At 48.5% G+C, this 18443-nt stretch carries 14 protein-coding genes and 2 rRNA genes; 13 read left to right on the forward strand and 3 right to left on the reverse strand.

Annotated elements, in window-relative coordinates; genetic code table 11:
- The first annotated feature begins 82 nt into the window (after positions 1-82).
- From ACYX4J_RS00020 to ACYX4J_RS00030, 3 genes are all read left to right on the forward strand, one after another.
- A 23S ribosomal RNA gene (locus ACYX4J_RS00020) occupies positions 83-2964 on the forward strand.
- Positions 2965-3167: 203 nt separating this feature from the next.
- Positions 3168-3283, forward strand: a 5S ribosomal RNA gene (gene rrf, locus ACYX4J_RS00025).
- An 806-nt stretch (positions 3284-4089) separates the two neighbouring features.
- Positions 4090-5082, forward strand: a complete 993-nt coding sequence (locus ACYX4J_RS00030) for a YncE family protein (protein WP_476177600.1) — start codon at positions 4090-4092, stop codon at positions 5080-5082.
- Positions 5083-5114: 32 nt separating this feature from the next.
- Here ACYX4J_RS00030 and ACYX4J_RS00035 read toward each other — a convergent pair whose 3' ends face one another.
- Both ACYX4J_RS00035 and dtd read right to left on the reverse strand, forming a co-directional pair.
- Positions 5115-5645 carry a GNAT family N-acetyltransferase gene (locus tag ACYX4J_RS00035; RefSeq protein ID WP_444895754.1) on the reverse strand — a complete coding sequence of 177 codons (531 nt, stop codon included), beginning with the start codon at positions 5643-5645 and terminating at the stop codon, positions 5115-5117.
- 108 nt (positions 5646-5753) lie between these two features.
- Positions 5754-6191 carry a D-aminoacyl-tRNA deacylase gene (gene dtd / locus ACYX4J_RS00040; RefSeq protein ID WP_413663730.1) on the reverse strand — a complete coding sequence of 146 codons (438 nt, stop codon included), beginning with the start codon at positions 6189-6191 and terminating at the stop codon, positions 5754-5756.
- An 87-nt stretch (positions 6192-6278) separates the two neighbouring features.
- Between dtd and ACYX4J_RS00045 the strand changes: the two genes are divergently transcribed.
- The 9 genes from ACYX4J_RS00045 to ACYX4J_RS00085 all read left to right on the forward strand — a co-directional run bounded on the left by ACYX4J_RS00045 (position 6279) and on the right by ACYX4J_RS00085 (position 16033).
- Entirely contained in the window at positions 6279-8387 is a 2109-nt protein-coding gene (locus tag ACYX4J_RS00045) for a prolyl oligopeptidase family serine peptidase (protein ID WP_476177601.1), read from the forward strand.
- Between the two features lie 230 nt (positions 8388-8617).
- On the forward strand, positions 8618-9607 hold the full coding sequence (locus ACYX4J_RS00050) for an SDR family oxidoreductase (protein ID WP_476177602.1): 990 nt from the start codon (positions 8618-8620) through the stop codon (positions 9605-9607).
- Between the two features lie 105 nt (positions 9608-9712).
- Positions 9713-10306 (forward strand): DNA-3-methyladenine glycosylase I, encoded by a 594-nt coding sequence (locus tag ACYX4J_RS00055; RefSeq protein ID WP_444908394.1) that lies wholly within the window; start codon positions 9713-9715, stop codon positions 10304-10306.
- A gap of 31 nt (positions 10307-10337) precedes the next feature.
- Positions 10338-11159, forward strand: coding sequence for a mechanosensitive ion channel family protein (locus tag ACYX4J_RS00060; protein WP_476177603.1), 822 nt, complete (start codon positions 10338-10340; stop codon positions 11157-11159).
- 188 nt (positions 11160-11347) lie between these two features.
- Positions 11348-13240 (forward strand): DUF885 domain-containing protein, encoded by a 1893-nt coding sequence (locus tag ACYX4J_RS00065; protein ID WP_444895758.1) that lies wholly within the window; start codon positions 11348-11350, stop codon positions 13238-13240.
- A 130-nt stretch (positions 13241-13370) separates the two neighbouring features.
- Complete coding sequence (locus ACYX4J_RS00070; RefSeq protein ID WP_444918527.1) at positions 13371-13952, forward strand: hypothetical protein; 582 nt, start codon at positions 13371-13373, stop codon at positions 13950-13952.
- A 13-nt stretch (positions 13953-13965) separates the two neighbouring features.
- Complete coding sequence (locus ACYX4J_RS00075) at positions 13966-14733, forward strand: hypothetical protein (RefSeq protein ID WP_475709170.1); 768 nt, start codon at positions 13966-13968, stop codon at positions 14731-14733.
- Between the two features lie 35 nt (positions 14734-14768).
- On the forward strand, positions 14769-15251 hold the full coding sequence (locus ACYX4J_RS00080) for an N-acetyltransferase family protein (protein ID WP_475709171.1): 483 nt from the start codon (positions 14769-14771) through the stop codon (positions 15249-15251).
- An 11-nt stretch (positions 15252-15262) separates the two neighbouring features.
- On the forward strand, positions 15263-16033 hold the full coding sequence (locus ACYX4J_RS00085; RefSeq protein ID WP_444895762.1) for a VIT1/CCC1 transporter family protein: 771 nt from the start codon (positions 15263-15265) through the stop codon (positions 16031-16033).
- Positions 16034-16036: 3 nt separating this feature from the next.
- Here ACYX4J_RS00085 and ACYX4J_RS00090 read toward each other — a convergent pair whose 3' ends face one another.
- Positions 16037-17119, reverse strand: a complete 1083-nt coding sequence (locus ACYX4J_RS00090) for a GGDEF domain-containing protein (protein ID WP_444895763.1) — start codon at positions 17117-17119, stop codon at positions 16037-16039.
- Positions 17120-17297: 178 nt separating this feature from the next.
- Here ACYX4J_RS00090 and ACYX4J_RS00095 point away from each other — a divergent pair, with 178 nt between their 5' ends.
- Positions 17298-17819, forward strand: a complete 522-nt coding sequence (locus tag ACYX4J_RS00095; protein ID WP_444895764.1) for a macro domain-containing protein — start codon at positions 17298-17300, stop codon at positions 17817-17819.
- Positions 17820-18443: the final 624 nt, after the last annotated feature.

Below are 18443 nucleotides of genomic sequence, written 5' to 3' on the forward strand. Positions count from 1 at the left end.
TTGTGTGTCTCTCAAGCACACAATCCGGCGTCCAGGATTTTACCTGGATGTTAAAAGTCGTTAGTAGTCGTTTGTGTTGTATGGTCAAGCGACTAAGCGTATACGGTGGATGCCTTGGCAGCTGGAGGCGATGAAGGACGTAGGAGCCTGCGAAAAGTCTAGGGGAGCTGGCACACAAGCTTTGATCCTAGAATGTCCGAATGGGGAAACCCACTCCTTTTAGGAGTATCCATAACTGAATACATAGGTTATGGAGGCGAACCCGGGGAACTGAAACATCTAAGTACCCGGAGGAAAAGAAATCAACCGAGATTCCCTTAGTAGCGGCGAGCGAACGGGGATTAGCCCTTAAGCTCTTTATGTTTTAGTGGAAGGTTCTGGAAAGTACCGCGATACAGGGTGATAGCCCCGTACACGAAAAGGCATTTAGAGTGAAATCGAGTAGGTCGGGACACGTGTTATCTTGACTGAATATGGGGGGACCATCCTCCAAGGCTAAATACTCCCAGCTGACCGATAGTGAACCAGTACCGTGAGGGAAAGGCGAAAAGAACCCCGGAGAGGGGAGTGAAATAGAACCTGAAACCGTATACGTACAAGCAGTAGGAGCCCTTCGGGGTGACTGCGTACCTTTTGTATAATGGGTCAGCGACTTATTGTCTGTAGCAAGGTTAACCGCTTAGGGGAGCCGTAGAGAAATCGAGTCTTAATAGGGCGTTTAGTTGCAGGCAATAGACCCGAAACCCGGCGATCTATCCATGGGCAGGTTGAAGGTTGAGTAACATCAACTGGAGGACCGAACCCACTAATGTTGAAAAATTAGGGGATGACCTGTGGATCGGAGTGAAAGGCTAATCAAGCCGGGAGATAGCTGGTTCTCCTCGAAAGCTATTTAGGTAGCGCCTCGCGTCTCACCCTCGGGGGTAGAGCACTGTTTGGGCTAGGGGGTCATCCCGACTTACCAACCCCATGCAAACTCCGAATACCGAGGAGTGCAATCGCGGGAGACACACGGCGGGTGCTAACGTCCGTCGTGGAAAGGGAAACAACCCAGACCGCCAGCTAAGGTCCCAAATATCAGTTAAGTGGGAAACGATGTGGGAAGGCCCAGACAGCTAGGAGGTTGGCTTAGAAGCAGCCATCCTTTAAAGAAAGCGTAATAGCTCACTAGTCGAGTCGGCCTGCGCGGAAGATATACCGGGGCTCAAACTGATAACCGAAGCTGCGGATGCTCTTAGGAGCATGGTAGAGGAGCGTTGTGTAAGCCGTTGAAGGTGGATCGGGAGGTCTGCTGGAGGTATCACAAGTGCGAATGCTGACATGAGTAACGATAAGGGAGGTGAAAAACCTCCCCGCCGGAAGACCAAGGGTTCCTGTCCAACGCTAATCGGGACAGGGTTAGTCGACCCCTAAGGCGAGGGCGAAAGCCGTAGTCGATGGGAAACAGGTTAATATTCCTGTACTCGCTATTACTGCGACGGAGTGACGGAGAAGGCTAGGCCAGCATGGCGATTGGTTGTCCATGTTTAAGGTTGTAGGCTGGGGACTTAGGCAAATCCGGGTCCCTAAGGCTGAGAACTGATGACGAAGCCCACTTAGTGGGTGAAGTGGTTGATGCCCTGCTTCCAGGAAAAACTTCTAAGCTTCAGGTAATAGTGAATCGTACTCTAAACCGACACAGGTGGTCAGGTAGAGAATACCAAGGCGCTTGAGAGAACTCTGGTGAAGGAACTAGGCAAAATGGTACCGTAACTTCGGGAGAAGGTACGCCGGTTTTGGTGATGGGACTTGCTCCCTAAGCTGAGGCCGGTCGAAGTGACCAGGTGGCTGCGACTGTTTATTAAAAACATAGCACTCTGCAAACTCGTAAGAGGACGTATAGGGTGTGACGCCTGCCCGGTGCCGGAAGGTTAATTGATGGGGTTAGCTTCGGCGAAGCTCTTGATCGAAGCCCCGGTAAACGGCGGCCGTAACTATAACGGTCCTAAGGTAGCGAAATTCCTTGTCGGGTAAGTTCCGACCTGCACGAATGGCGTAACGATGGCCACGCTGTCTCCACCAGAGACTCAGTGAAATTGAAATCGCTGTTAAGATGCAGTGTACCCGCGGCTAGACGGAAAGACCCCGTGAACCTTTACTACAGCTTTGCACTGAACTTTGAGCCTATTTGTGTAGGATAGGTGGGAGGCTTTGAAGCAGCGACGCTAGTTGTTGTGGAGCCGTCCTTGAAATACCACCCTGGTATGTTTGAGGTTCTAACTCTGGTCCGTTATCCGGATCGAGGACAGTGTATGGTGGGTAGTTTGACTGGGGCGGTCTCCTCCCAAAGAGTAACGGAGGAGTACGAAGGTGCACTCAGCATGGTCGGAAATCATGCAATGAGCATAATGGTATAAGTGCGCTTGACTGCGAGACAGACATGTCGAGCAGGTACGAAAGTAGGTCATAGTGATCCGGTGGTTCTGTATGGAAGGGCCATCGCTCAACGGATAAAAGGTACTCCGGGGATAACAGGCTGATACCGCCCAAGAGTTCACATCGACGGCGGTGTTTGGCACCTCGATGTCGGCTCATCACATCCTGGGGCTGAAGCCGGTCCCAAGGGTATGGCTGTTCGCCATTTAAAGTGGTACGCGAGCTGGGTTTAGAACGTCGTGAGACAGTTCGGTCCCTATCTGCCGTGGGCGTTGGAGATTTGAGAAGAGTTGCTCCTAGTACGAGAGGACCGGAGTGAACGAACCTCTGGTGTTCCGGTTGTCACGCCAGTGGCATTGCCGGGTAGCTATGTTCGGACGGGATAACCGCTGAAAGCATCTAAGCGGGAAGCCTCCTTCAAGATAAGATCTCCCTGAGGCCTTGAGCCTCCTGAAGGGCCGTGGAAGACTACCACGTTGATAGGCTGGGTGTGGAAGCGTTGTGAGGCGTTGAGCTAACCAGTACTAATTGCCCGTGCGGCTTGACCATACAACAGAGATGGTTACTAACGACTAGCTAAGCTAGCGGATTGTGAGTTAGAGACATACGATCGCTTGCGGTGTATTACTACAGATTGTTTTACCGACTTATTTGGGGTTATCGCCGGTCAATAACATGACCGAGGCAAACAGCGATAACACGGCAGGCCAAGCACTTTGCTTATAAGACCAATGCCAACCCAAGCCAGTTTGCCTGACGACAATAGAGTTGTGGAACCACCTGATCCCTTGCCGAACTCAGAAGTGAAACGCAACATCGCCGATGGTAGTGTGGGGCTTCCCCATGTGAGAGTAGGTCATCGTCAGGCTTCTAATCCGAAAAGGGCCACCCAATAGGGTGGCCCTTTTTTTATGGCTGAAAAAATATTTTAAAAAACAAAAAAAACAAAAGACAAAAATAAGAAAGAGAAAGCAGAAAATATTTAGCAAAAATTAAATAGAAAAAATAAAAGTAACTCTGAAAAAATTTAATGCTTAACTTTCTATTTAAAAAATCAGTCAGTAAACAAAAAATAAAAACCTAAAACTACTTGAGCACCTTAAACAGACACTCTCCTAAAAAGCCTATAAAAATAGGTCTTTACCGATCTTCTCTCCAAACGCCTTTGCACTCACTCAAAAAATCATCCAACAAAAATAACCCGCGTAAAAACCAGAAAAGTACCCATACCACTCCCGCCAAAAATTAAAATTAGCCCATAAAAATATCGGTGATTTTTTAGTCTCTGCAGTGATCCCCTGTAACCACGGGGCCTGTAGCCCATTTATTAAAGTTATACACAACTCTATCCAGACTTTCTGTTAGTAACGTTCTGGTCTTACTTTTAGTGGATAACCTGACACTTTTTTCGTTGGTTTTTTAATCGAATTATTTCATTGCACGAAATTAAAGGCTTCCAGACCTCTATCCAAAAGTTATGCACAGTACTATCCAAGAATTCTGTTAGTAACGTCCCTGTAATGAAGAAAACATCTAAAGAATTCTATTTTTACGATCTATTATCCAGTGTTTCAGTGGATAACCAGGGCTGACTTTTCAGTTCTAAAAGGCTCGCTGGGATGTGCTGTTAAGGAAGCATTCTATTAGCGACAAATTCCTCCGAGAGGCTTGCTAATGAGATTTCTACTTTTAATTTCCATGTCATTAGTACTTTTAGCTGCTGGATCGCTAAGGGCGCAGACGTTAGTAGTAGGAAATAAATATGAGGGCACGGTGAGTTTTATTAACCTGGCTTCCGGCCAAGAGGTTAAGAAACCGGAAACTGGAGGTTCGCCCCATGAATTAATAGTGTCGCCGGATAAATCTAAAGTGGTGGTAGTTTCTTACCTTGAAGATGGCTACGTGGGAGAAGAGCTGAATGTATTCGATATCGCGAGCGGTAAGCGCCTGAAAAGAATTGATATCAGTCCACACAAAGGCCCTCACGGTATCGCTTGGCTGGGCGATAGCAATAATGTGATTGTTACGACAGAAGAAACCAGCGACGTGATAAAGGTGGATGTGGCTGAAGGAAAAGTATTGGGAGTTGCCCGTACTGATCAGGTAGGTAGCCATATGCTTGCACTATCACCTGATCTGAAGACCGCCTACGTTACTAGCCGGGGGTCGGATACGTTCAGTGTAATTGATACAGAGACTATGGAGTTGAAATCTACAATACCGGCAGGGGATGGGCCGGAGGCGGTGTGGGTAAGCCCCGATAATAGCGAGCTATGGATAGGAAATAATCAGTCAGAAAATATCTTTATTTTCGATACTGAAACGTTAAAGCAAAAAGAAACGATAGATGTTGGTTTTCTGCCTATCCGAATCAGATTTCACCCTGATGGCGAAGTGGTAGCTGTAGCAGACTTAAATGGTAATCGTATACTGGTGTATGACGCCAAGACCCGTAAACAGTTACATGAGATTGATGTCGGCAGCGCAGGGGCCAGACAGCCAGCGTCGCTATTTTTCTCTCCGGACGGAAAGTTTTTGTTTGCCGGTTCTCAGAGAGACGGAAAAGTTATTGAAATAGATACCGCAACTTGGAAAGTTAAGCGTATATTTAATGCGGGACAAGGGTCAGATGGTATTGAGTGGAGCCCAGTAAATATTCAGCAATAAATATTCCTGTACTCCACAGTTAAAATAATGAATCAGGTAGGAACTGTGTAGATTTTCAAGTCCTGGAATATTCCATCAATCGAATAATAATTTGGAATAGTTTCACTATGCACTCCACCTACGCGTTCTGCTACGGCTATGCTGGCACTGTTTTCAGATAAGCAGTGAATTTTCAACGCTTGAATATCGTGTAGATCTTTCAAGTAGCTAGATATTCTATTTACGATTCGAGTCACGATTCCATTGCCGTGGCAGCTTTTACATAGCCAATATCCTATTTCTGCATTTTGTTTTTTAAGATCAATTTCCTTGATACCAAAGATCCCGACTACTTTGCCTGAATAGTGGATCTTGTACCAGGATGCTCCGAAGCTATTACTGAATATTCTATCGGTAATATATTTTTCAGTGGTCGGGAGGTCGATAACAAGCTTTGCCCAATAGAGATATTTCTCTAGCAGTGGTCTGTTATTTTCAATTAAGGCAAAGATGACTTCTGTGTCACTATCCGAAAGTGGATCGAGTTTGATATCACTGTTTACTACTATAGGCTTCTTAGTCATCCTTTTGCCTCTCTATTTCTTAGCGATATTTTTAGTCATTAGCAACCTAACCAACTGGTAGAGTTTTCCTGATTAGGTGAAACAACAGAAAGAGCCTGTGGAAGGTCTCTAGGTTTCCAGCATAAAAGTTACCGGGCCGTCATTGACTAGTGAAACCTGCATATCCGCTGCAAATATTCCAGTGGCCACTGGTGTAAATTGGGCTTTGGAACTTTTAACGAAATAGTTGTAGAGCTCCTCCGCGTATTCTGGTGATGCGCCGCGACTAAAGCTCGGGCGTAAACCTCTATCAGTTTCGGCAACTAGTGTGAACTGACTGACAATCAGGAGCCCACCTCCCGCCTTTTGGAGGTTGAGATTCATACGCCCTTTATCATCGGGAAAAATACGGTAATTCAGGACTTTGTGCAGCAGCTTATCTGCACTATCGGTAGTGTCCTGGGCTTCGATACCTAGCAGCAGGAGGATACCCTTATCTATGGCCCCAACGGCCTCTCCCGCTACATTAACCTGGGCATGGCTTACCCTTTGGATCAATCCTTTCATCTCACTTCTCTCTGCTGCTCTGGAACCGATCGTCTAAATCGCCTAGATTAGCGGACTGTTCCCAGTAGAGAAACCGAGAATAACGGTATGAAGAGACAGCTAGTGGCACTAGTTGCCGGTGCACTTGCTGCGGTGAGTGTTCACGCAGCTGATAGCTATCCGGATAGTAAACCGGGTGCTCAAATTGATGAATATTTTGGTCAAAAGGTGGCTGACCCCTATCGCTGGATGGAAAAAATGTCCAGTGATGAGGTAAAGAGTTGGGTGGCCAAACAGAATGATCATTCATTACCGCGTTTGAAGGACCTGCCCGGGTGGCAGAAAATCAATGACCGGCTTGCAGAACTATGGCGCTACGAGCGCTACGGTGTTCCGTACAAGAAGGGCGATAGCTATTACTACAGCTACAACACCGGTGATTGGGATCAGAATGTTTTCTATAAGGCCTCTAGCCTGTCTGCTGAGGGCGATACGGTTTTAGATCCACGCACCCTAAGTGAAGATGGCACTATTGCTGCCAAGCGCCTCAAAGTCAGTCCAAAGGGCCGCTATCTGGCTTACGGTATCTCGGATGGTGGCACTGACTGGACCGACTATCGTATTCGCGACCTAAAGACAGGCAAGGATCTGAAGGAACAACTGACCGGTATCAAGTTTAGTGATGCCAGTTGGGCGCCGGATGAGTCCGGTTTTTACTATAGCCGGTACCCGTTTAACAGAGATGGCACGGCGGATGATAGCAAACAGGTAGCCGTATATTTTCACCGACTGGAAGATGCCCAGGAGAGTGATCAACTGGTCTATGAAATTACTGACCATCCCACCCGCAATCCGGGGGCGTCGGTGAGTGATGATGGCAACTATCTCCTGTTTGGTATCTTCGACGGCTATGACTCGAACGGCTTTTACTATCGCGATTTACGCGATGAAAGCGGCAAGGTAGTTAAGCTTCTGGATGACTGGGATGGCCTATACCAGTATCTCGGAAATAAAGGGAGCACCTTTTACTTTGAGACCAGTGCGGGGGCGCCGCTGGGCCGTGTAATCGCTATTGATCTGAATAAGCCGCAACGCAAACACTGGCGCGATCTGGTGCCGGAGACGACTAGTGCCCTGCAGAGTGCCAGTTATATCGGTGATCGCTTTGTGCTTCACTACCTGGAGGATGCGAAATCGCGAGTGCTGGTGACCGATACTAACGGTAAGAAACAGTACGAGCTGAAGCTGCCAGGGGTGGGCTCAGTGAAGGGGTTTTACGGTGAGCCGAATGAAGTCGAGACCTTCTACGCTTTCTCTAATTTTATTACCCCGCCGAGTATCTACCACCTGAATGTACAGACTGGCGAAACCAAACTGTTCAAGCAGCCAAAATATGCAGCAGATTTTTCCGACCTGACTGTGAGCCAGCATTTCTATAAGAGTAAGGACGGTACCCAGGTGCCTCTATTCCTCGTGCATAAGAAGGGAATGAAGCGCGATGGCTCCAACCCCACGCTGCTTTATGGGTATGGTGGTTTTAACTCCGCTCAGTTACCGCGCTTCTACAACCGCTTTGTCGGTTGGTTGGATATGGGCGGCACCCTGGCACTGGCCAACTTACGTGGTGGTAGCGAGTACGGCAATGCTTGGCACCAGGCGGGTACCAAGACGCAAAAGCAAAATGTCTTTGATGATTTTATCGCTGCAGCTGAGTGGCTGATCGAGGAGAAAGTGACTTCTCCTGAAAAGCTTGCTATCAGTGGTCGCTCCAATGGTGGACTCTTGGCGGGGGCAACACTGGTACAACGCCCGGACTTGTTTGCGGCGGCATTACCGGTAGTGGGTGTCCTGGACATGCTGCGTTACCACACCGCCTCCGCCAATGCGCGGCAGTGGTCGAGCGATTATGGGCTTAGTGAAAATCGCGATGAGTTCAAAGCGCTGCATGCCTATTCTCCAGTCCACAACACCCGTGAGGGCACCTGCTATCCGGCCACGCTGATCACCACTGCCGATCGCGATGATCGAGTGGTTCCCTGGCACAGCTACAAATTTGCGGCAGCCCTACAAAGGGATCAGGGCTGTGACAGACCGGTCTGGCTTGCCGTGGAGACTCGGGCAGGGCACGGTGCAGGCAAGCCGGTATGGATGCAGGTGGAAGACTTCGCCAATCAGTGGAGCTTCCTTGCCTACCAGCTGGGCATGAAAATCAAGTAGCCTTTCCAGCTAACCCAGCAAGAGTAATAGCGGGATCAATCAATAAAACTCCCGGTAGGACGATTGCAAATAGGGTTTAGTTTTGGGGCGGTGTCACTAATGAAGTTAGTGTGCCGCCCACTCTGTCGGAGTGGTGGTATCACCAACCGGTCTGCCCTTCCGGGAGGAGGTGGCTTCGATAGAGCTAGTCACTGGGTATGAATAACGATAACAACTCATCCGGTGGATTTATGAAACATGCATTTGTAACCGGGGGAACCGGTTTTCTCGGCGCTAATTTAGTAGAGCAATTGGTTGGTGATGGATGGAAAGTTACCGCTATGCATCGGCGCACCTCCAATACCGATAAGTTACGCTCTTTGGGCGTCAACCTGGTTGAAGCCTCTCTGAATGATCCTCAGTCCCTTCAAGCTGCAATCCCAGATAACGTCGATGCGCTTTTCCATATGGCGGCTAATACCAGTATGTGGCGCGGCGGTAATGCCCAGCAATGGAAAGATAATGTTGAGGGGGCAGCGAATATTGCCAAAGTTGCCAGGGAGAAAAATGTAGGGCGTATGGTGGTGACCAGCTCAATTTCTGCTTATGGCTACCATAAGGAAAGAATTACTGAAGAAAGTGATAAGCTGGCAGATGATCCTCACCATCACTATCTTTACACGAAAAAAAGAGAGGAAATTGCCGTTCGCAAAGAAATTGAGCAGGGCCTGGATGCGGTATTTCTTAACCCTTGCGCAATTGTGGGTAAATACGATACCACCAGTTGGGCGCAGACCTTTTTTCTGATTGATAAAAATCAATTACCAGGTGTTCCACCGGGCTGGGGTTCTTTTTGCCATGCCGGTGCAGTAGCGCGAGCCCATATCGATGCGGTTGAAAAAGGGCGGTGTGGTGAAAATTATATCCTGGCCGGAACGGATGCCAGTTTTTTAGAATTCTTTGGAAAGATTGCTGAGTTATTGCATAAACCTGTACCAAAACGCACCACACCGGCATTTCTAATTCAATCTATCGCCTGGTTTTCCGATCTCTGGTCTCGGGTGAGTGGGCAAGAGCCGGTTATTACTCCTGAAAAGGCCACGTTGGTAACGCGGAGAGTCGTTGCTAGTAGTGCTAAGGCTGAACGTGAACTCGGTTATCAATCGGGGGTGGCTTTGGATACTATGTTATGCGAATGTCGCGATTGGTTAGTACAGAACAATTTGTTGGAGTCGAAGTGAATCGTAATAATATTATTTTTGGGTTAGTTGCCTTGCTTTTGGTTTTACAGCTTATTCAGTATTACTTTTTCTCTGGCGCAAGCTAGTCATAAAAAGGAAATAATGATGGCGGAAAAGCGCTGTGACTGGTGCCTGTCTACACCACTTTATCAAAGTTACCACGATGAGGAGTGGGGTAGGCCGGTTACCGATGATCAAACCCTGTTTGAGTTTTTGTTGCTGGAGGGGGCCCAGGCGGGCTTATCTTGGATTACAGTGCTCAATAAGCGGGAGAATTACCGTAAACTGTTTAATAATTTTGATGCTGAAAAAATTGCTCGCTACACCCCTAAAAAGGTAGAGAAATTACTTCTAAACCCGGGAATTATTCGCAACCGGCTCAAGGTTGAATCGGCCATCAAGAATGCACGGGCAACCCTCGAGTTGCGCGATCGCGGTATATCCTTAAAGGATTTTCTCTGGCAGTTCACCGGTGGAAGAGTGATTGTTAATCGCCCCCGCTCCATGAAGCAGGTGCCGGCCACTACAGCAGAATCTGATGCGATGAGTAAGGCGTTAAAGAAAGCGGGTTTTAGTTTTGTGGGATCAACCATTATGTACGCGCATATGCAGGCAACTGGAATGGTCAATGATCACTTGGAAACTTGTCCGGCTCATCAGCGTTGTGTCGATGAGGCGCAGAATTTAGGTTTGGCTTGAATTTAAAATAGGGATTTATTTTCGGGGATCGATGAATATTAATAGCTTACTCAATGAGTATTGGCCCCAAGTAACTGCATTACCCCTAAAGTTGGCGGCCGCACTACTGGTAGTTTTGGTGACGCTGTTTGTGGCCCATCTTGCCCGCCGAGCGGTTGATCGTCTGCCGGACCGGTTTGATGTTACCTTGCGCTCGGTACTGCGCAGTATTTCGAGCTGGGCAGTTTATATTGTTGGCGCACTGCTGGTATTGGATGTATTTGGTATTAACACTACCAGCTTAATTGCTCTACTCGGCGCTACTGGTGTGGCAGTAGCCTTAGCGTTGAAAGATACCCTGCAAAATATTGCTTCGGGGTTTCTACTGCTGGGATTGCGGCCGTTCCGCGTTGGGGATGTGATTCAGTTCGGTAACATAATGGGCACTGTTCGCGAGGTAGGGCTATTTACTACGGAGCTGGATACCACGGATGGGCTGCGTATTACCGCACCCAACAGTGCTATCTGGGGGCAAGTGCTCACCAACTTCAGTCGCAATAAGACTCGCCGTATCGAGATTGTGGCGGGTATCGCCTATGGCGATGACATTGATCGCGGTCTAACAGTATTACGTCGCTTGGTAGAACAGGAACTCCGTATTCTCGCTGAGCCAGAGCCAAGTTTCGCTGTTAAGGCGCTTGCTGACAGCGCGGTAAATTTACAGTTGCGGGCCTGGGCTGCCAATTATCAGTACTGGGATGTTTATTGGTCCCTGATGCAAAAGCTTAAGCCTGCCATGGAGGCAGAAGGCTTGACGGTACCCTTTCCCCAACGGGAGCTTCATATCGTGGACCGGGTCACAAGCCGGCGTTAGTCCATTACCGGAGGGTCACTTGTGGAAATATCCTGCTCCAGGTATTGGGTCCACCTAGTCCAAAATCTCCGATTTGCCTCAACTCAACGCAAACATATGGCGTTCTGAGGGGCATGAATCGACACCTCACCGAATTCGTGTCAAAGTTAGCGGCGTTTTTTTGTACAACTTTTGATCGAGATAGGAAGATGCCGATAAAGCTGAACAACCCACTGATCCCCAGCCTGCTGGCTGTCGCTATCCTTGCGGGCTGTCAGGGTGACAAGAGTACCCAGACTGTAGCTAACGCAGATAAGCCCCAAAATGCGGTTGCCGAGGCCTCAGTAACTGTAGATGCGGTTGCCGAAACCAAGCGCCTGACTGAGTGGCTGGATGAGCGTTATGAGGAACAGCTGCAGTTCAGCCCGATTCAGCTGTCCTACCTGGGCCGCAAAGACCACTACGACCAAATCGACGATATGAGTGAAGCCGCAGAGGCTCGCCGCTTGGTTTGGCAAGAGAAAAGTGTTGAAGAGCTCAAGAAGAATTTCGACTACAGCAAGCTGACCCAGGAAGGGAAAACTTCCTACGATATCTGGATTTATCAGTTTGAACAGGCCAAGGCCGCTGCGCCGTTTATCCGTCACGGCTACATCTTTGAGCAGATGGGAGGTGCACAATCGCAGTTGCCCAACTTCCTGCTGAACTTCCACAAGGTCGACAACATTGAAGATATGCAGGCGTATATCACCCGTATCGGTGGTATCTCCCGCGCGATCAACCAGCTGCTTGACCGCGCCAAGCTGTCGTCCAAAGAAGGTATCCGCCCCCCGCGCTTTGCCTATGAAGGTGCGATTGATCAGTCCAGTAAATTGATTGAAGGCGCGCCGTTTACCGATGGTGAAGACGCACCTCTGTGGGCCGGTGCCAAAGGAAAGATCGCTGAGCTGCTCGAAGTCGGTACTATTGATCAGAAGCAGGCAGACAAGCTGACCGCGGAAGCGCGCAAGGCATTAGAGACTGAGTTCTTCCCCGCATATCAAGGGCTGGTTACCTGGCTCAAAGCGGATATGCAGAAGGCCTCAGCAGAGCCTCAAGGTGCTAGTAGCTTGCCCAATGGTATGGCTTACTACAATCAACGCCTGGCCAACACCACAACTACGGATCTGACTGCCGACCAGATCCACAATATCGGCCTGGAAGAAGTGGCGCGTATCCGTGGTGAGATGGAAACTATCAAGAAGCAGGTTGGTTTCGAAGGTAGCCTGCAGGACTTCTTCAAGTTTATTCGCGAAGATGGCCAATTCTACTACCCGAATACCGATGAAGGTCGCCAGGGCTACCTGGCTGACTCAACCGCGTTCCTGGACAACATTACCAAGAAATTGCCGGAATACTTTGGCCTTCTGCCGAAAGCTGAGTTGGTAGTAAAGCGGGTTGAGTCTTTCCGCGAACAGGATGGAGGTGCCCAGCATTACTACCCCGGCACTCCCGACGGTTCCCGCCCGGGTATTTACTATGCGCACCTGTCCGATATGAGTGCCTATTCCACGACTGATATGGAAACTGTGGCCTACCACGAAGGCAACCCCGGTCACCATATGCAGATCTCAATTGCTCAGGAATTGGAAGGTATCCCGCAGTTCCGCACTCAAGCTCACTTTACTGTCTATGTAGAGGGCTGGGCGCTGTACTCTGAGAAGCTTGCTAAAGAAATGGGGGCCTTCGAAGATCCCTATAACCTGTTTGGCCACCTGACCGCTGAAATGTGGCGAGCCATTCGCCTCGTTGTTGATACCGGCCTGCACGCCAAAGGCTGGAGTGAAGAGCAAGCGGTGGAGTACTTCCTGCAAAACTCCGCAATCCCCGAGACTGCAGTTCGTTCCGAAGTACGTCGTTACCTGGCGTGGCCGGGCCAGGCGACTGCTTACAAGATCGGTATGCTGAAAATTCAGGAGCTGCGCAAGCAGGCTGAAGATCAGTTGGGTGATAAATTCGATATTCGCGGATTCCACGATACCGTACTGGGTGGCGGTGCTTTGCCAGTGCCAGTATTGGAGAGCCGCGTAGCCTCTTGGGTGGAATCAGTGAAGCAATCATAAGCTTCTTAGCTGACTCTTTTAAAAAGCCGGGCATAGCCCGGCTTTTTTATTGGGCTTATTTCTGTGAATATCGTCTGTGTATAGAGGAAAGCTGGTTTTCCCTAAAATAATTGTTTATGGAAAAGTCCCAATGGATTCAAATATTTACTCTGCCCCAGAGGCTGAATTAGATACTGTTTCAGAAGATGAAGCGCAGTTTTATATAGTTTCACCAACCAAATTCTGGGTAATGAGCCTAGGTACAGTGGGCATCTATTCAGTTTATTGGTTTTACCGTCATTGGGCAGAATATCAGCGTGCTAGTGGAGAGAATATGTGGCCGGTTATGCGGGCGATATTCTCTATCTTTTTTACTCATTCCCTTTTTTCCAGGATTCAAAGCCGTATCGAGATTGATAAGGTGGATTACCGCTGGGTGCCGGCACTTTGGGCTACGTTATATGTAGTTTTTGCGATTGCCGGGGCTATTGTCGACAGGATTTCCTATTACTCCGATGTAATTTCATTGATCGATATAGTAAGCATACTTCTCTTACCCTTTACATTGTGGCCACTTTATGAGGGACAGAAAGCTGCCAATATGGTTAATGGAGATATTTCAGGACAGGCTAACTCGAGATTTACTCCCTGGAATTTTGTTTGGTTGGCTGTAGGGGCTGTGTTTTGGGGAGTGGGTATTTTTGGGGCTTATTATCTGCTGGGCAATGTATAAGAGAGGAGTATCTATGAGACGTTCAGGATTTATTATCGTCGCTCTGCTATTACAACTGTTTCCTTCCGCTTTATGGGCGGAGCCAACACCCACTGAAATTACCGTGCGCGCCAAGGCCATGGATGCCAAGTTTATTGGCTCCTCCATCGGTGGTGCCATGGTTATTATTCGCGATGCAGATTCTGGGGAAATTCTTGCCAAGGGGCTTACCCAAGGGAGCACCGGTGACACCACCAGAATTATGAAAAGGCCCCGAGAGAGGTTCCAACCTATCGCCGATGGCGCTGCACATTTTACCGCTACACTGAATATCAGTGAGCCGGTGTTTCTGACGGTGGAAGTTCTTGCACCGTATATCAAAAAGCAGGCCCGAGTGGTGGCGCAGACACAGACCTGGCTGGTTCCGGGAAAGCCTATTTCTGGTGATGGGCTGATTGTGGAAATTCCGGGAATGTTGGTAGATTTACTCAGCCCACAGACCCATCTCTATACAGGCTTGGACCAGAGCCCCTTTGAGATTCGCGCTAATGTGGTAATGATGTGCGGATGTTCACTTACCGATGGTGGGATTTGGGATGGCAGTAAGATAGAAGTTGTGGCATTGGTTAAAAGAGATGGCAAATCATTTGCTCGAGTGCCGCTAGAGATACAGGAGACTATGAATACCTTTAGTGCGCCCTTTGCGACGGATTTGCCAGGTGTTTATGAAATTGTGCTATATGCCTATGATCCCAAGACTGGAAATACCGGTGTGGATCGGGGGAGCTTCATTGTGCGCTAGGCAAGTGCGGCAAGGCGTCTGAGATATGGATTCCTATGGATATTCGGCAGGCTATAGAGAGTGACCTCGAAGGCATGTGGAGCCTCTTTAGTGTTGTGCGAAACAGAGGGGATCTGCCTTTCTCGCATAAGATCAGTCGAGAAGTGTTTTCTGCTCAATGGCTTAATGACGACTTACAGACTTATGTTACCGAAGAGTTACCTCACCTGCTGGGGGTGTATAAATTAGGGGTTAATTTCCCTGGTATTCATAGCCATGTCGCGACAGCCAACTTTCTCGTGCACACGGATGTGCGCGATCGCGGTGTAGATCGTGCACTGGTCCAGCATGCAGTCGCCAGAGCCCAGGACGCCGGCTATTTGGAAATGCAGTTCAACTACGTTCCCAGCGACAATGAGCCCGTAATTACCCTTTATACCGAGCTGGGCTTCACTATTATCAAAACGCTAGATAGAGCATTTACAGATCCTTTGGGAAGGTTGCAAGATGCTTATGTTATGCAGCGGTTTTTACAGTAGCTCGCCTGGTTATGGACCGGCAAAACCCAAAACACCAACAGGAAAGCCGGGAAGCGCTAATTGAGGAGCATCGACCGGAGCGTATTGAGGCGCGCTTGCGAAGTCGTCCACAGTCACAGTGGCTCTCTGATTTTGTTTTGGGAGCGATAGATGGCTGCGTAACTACCTTTGCCATTGTTGCAGGCGCTTTTGGTGCAGGCTTCTCCGAAGCGGTTGTGCTCGTGATGGGCTTTGCCAACCTTATCGCTGATGGTTTCAGCATGGCGGTAAGCAATTATGAAGCTGCCAGTGTGGAGCGTGAGCAACGAGCCGCGGCTATGCGTACAGAGCGTCAGCATATTGCTTTAATTCCCGAGGGAGAGCGGGAAGAGATCAGGCAGATTTTTTATCGAAAGGGATTTCGAGGTGAAGTTCTCGATAATATTGTTGCCACTATCACTGCGAATCAAAAGCTGTGGATAGAGACAATGCTGGCGGAAGAGTACGGTATAAGCCGCTTAGAGCATAAGCCTCTGGGGGCGGCACTGATAACCTTCGCCGCTTTTTTGTGTGTAGGTGCTATTCCCCTGCTGCCCTACCTTTTCCACAGCCTTAATCCCGCCGAACAATTTTATGCGAGCGCCGTTCTGTCGGTCTGCGCTTTTTTTGCTATTGGCTTGTGCAAAGGACTGGTGTTTTCCCACCACCTGCTGGTGGCGGGCTTAAAAACTCTGTTTTTTGGCAGTAGCGCAGCGGCCCTGGCACTCGTCGTTGGCTATCTACTGCGCCACTTGGTGACTTAATATTTATGCGGCTACCACTTTGTTGCGCCCGCCATTCTTGGCTCGATACATACGTTTATCTGCTTCGGCCAATAGCTGATTGAGTGGCTTGCCATTGGTGCTGCCTTCGACGACTCCGAGACTGATTGAGATTTTTACCGGGCGTGTATAGCGGCGACTGAGGGTGGATACTCTGCGACGAAGTTTTTCTGCAAGGACACTGCCGCCTTTCAAGTCAGTATTCGGCAATAGCAATAAAAATTCTTCGCCGCCCCAGCGCGCCACAATATCCTCAGACCGGGTGTTACTTTTCAGTATCTTGGCAACATCTTGTAATACGCGGTCGCCAAAGGAGTGTCCGTAGGTATCGTTGATCGTCTTGAAGTTATCTAAGTCTCCGATAAGGATGACATATTGATCTTTCAGCTCATCATTCCGGCGTTCTAATTCATGAATGGCGCGAAATGCTTCTCTGCGATTTGCTAATCCGGTCAATGTGTCCGTGGCAGCATAGGTCTCCAATTCACCTGTTAATCGCTGGAGGAGCTGTTGAGTTTGGTGACGGCTACTGTCAAGTAATGCAGTTAGAGCCGTGAGTGCACCAAATACTGCAATAAAACGCGCACGATAGGCCGTATCATATTTGGCCGTGAGCCCTGGGAAATCCGGATAAAACAGGATTGCTGCCGTAGCGAGACCTATGCCGAGCAGTGCAGTGGTGCCGGTTTTATAGCCGTAAAGGTTGATAAATCCGGGGACCAGCATAACTGCCCACATCAATCCGGTATTGTTTACACCACCAGTCATTAGTAAGTAGAAATACAGCGCCAATAAAAGAATTCCCACCAATAATGGCGTTTTCTCGGTAGGACCGATAATGTTGACAGTGATATATGCAAATAAAATAACCACCGCGACGATAAAAAGCGTCGATGCCTGCAGGATATTAGTTGCAGTAAGGGCGATGATCGCCATGGCTCCGGTGATAGCCATAGCGAATATCAGCATATAAGAGGAGGCCAATATCCGTCTGCGCAGATCTATGCGCTGCACTTCATCAATAGAGGTGGATATCGCGGGGTTTTGATTGTTATACCCTGAGCTCATAGTCATTCCCGTTGCTATACCGACTGCAACCTTCCGCTTGCTCGGGACCGTCCTGCATCATACAACTATGCTGGTAGCCACTGCCGGAGTGAAGCAATGGTGAGTATAGGGGGAATCTGTCACCGACCAAAGTAGCAAGCTACAGTATCAGTAACTCAAACTTTAGAACTGAGAAATCGTGACACAAATTCAACTGACTTCTGGCGATATCTTGACGATGCGTGGAGATGCTCTGGTGTGTCCGGCACACAAGCATCTTATTCGGGGGCGGGGGCTTTCAGCGCAGATTTATGCCCAGTGCGGGACTCGGTTAACCCCCCAATGTGCCAATCAAAGAGCATGCCCAGTTGGTGAAGCTCGCGTGACTCGAGCCTATGATTTACCGGTCGATTACTTATTGCATACTGTTACGCCCCAGTGGAGCAGTGGCGATCAATGGGGGAGCCAGGCCATAGTGCTGTTGAGACACTGCTATGAAAGTGTTTTAGAGTTGGCGATAGAGCGCGGCTGCAAAACGATACTGTTTCCGGCATTGGGAGCTGGCACTAACCGCTTCCCTCACGAGATTGCGGCACACCAGGGATTGGCCGTTTTACGCGCTTATGCCTCAAGGTTCGAGAGACTCACAGTTTGTTTGCACTCACAAACTGCATTGGCGCAGTGGCAGAAAGTTGAGCAGCGCTTTTATGGCCATAATTGATGTGTCACGGGTAATTGAATGGGATACAGCCTATTGTGTTAATTGTTTAGTTAAGCACTATTGATTCCATGCAGTTAATGGTTCCTTCAATAACCTAATGTGGCGTATATAAAGTAGTTCTGCGGTGCAGGCAGATCGAACCACGGCATGTCAGTCTAACAAGCAATAACTTACCAAGTCGTCTTCTGATCTCATGAATTGAGAGTTATTCAGGTGCTATACAGTCTTTTCTAACTCTTCCGTTGATTATTAAGTGCTATGTCTCCACCTAACTATTTAGTTCTAACGTACTAAATATTGAAATCGTTAGTTGTAATGAGTCATCTATTCGCTAAAGATAGTTGTCAATAACTTAATAAATATGCATTATTTTTATATGTATTTTTTAAGCCTAAAAATTTTTAGTAACTATGGACCACTGCAAAGTCTGCATACAAGAACAAAATATCTATGAAGGCATAGGGCGTAGATGTGCTTTGTGTCGGGGGTGAGTGTCCCCTAAAATGAAAAAGAAATCCTCTTTTTTACAGTTTCCCATGCCGCCTATGAATAGCCAGCGCGTTATTATTCACTGTAAGTAGGACTGGATTGTCATTCTGCTTACCACTTTCATTAGTGGCTCTT

Source organism: Microbulbifer sp. ABM4_008, assembly GCF_056311705.1.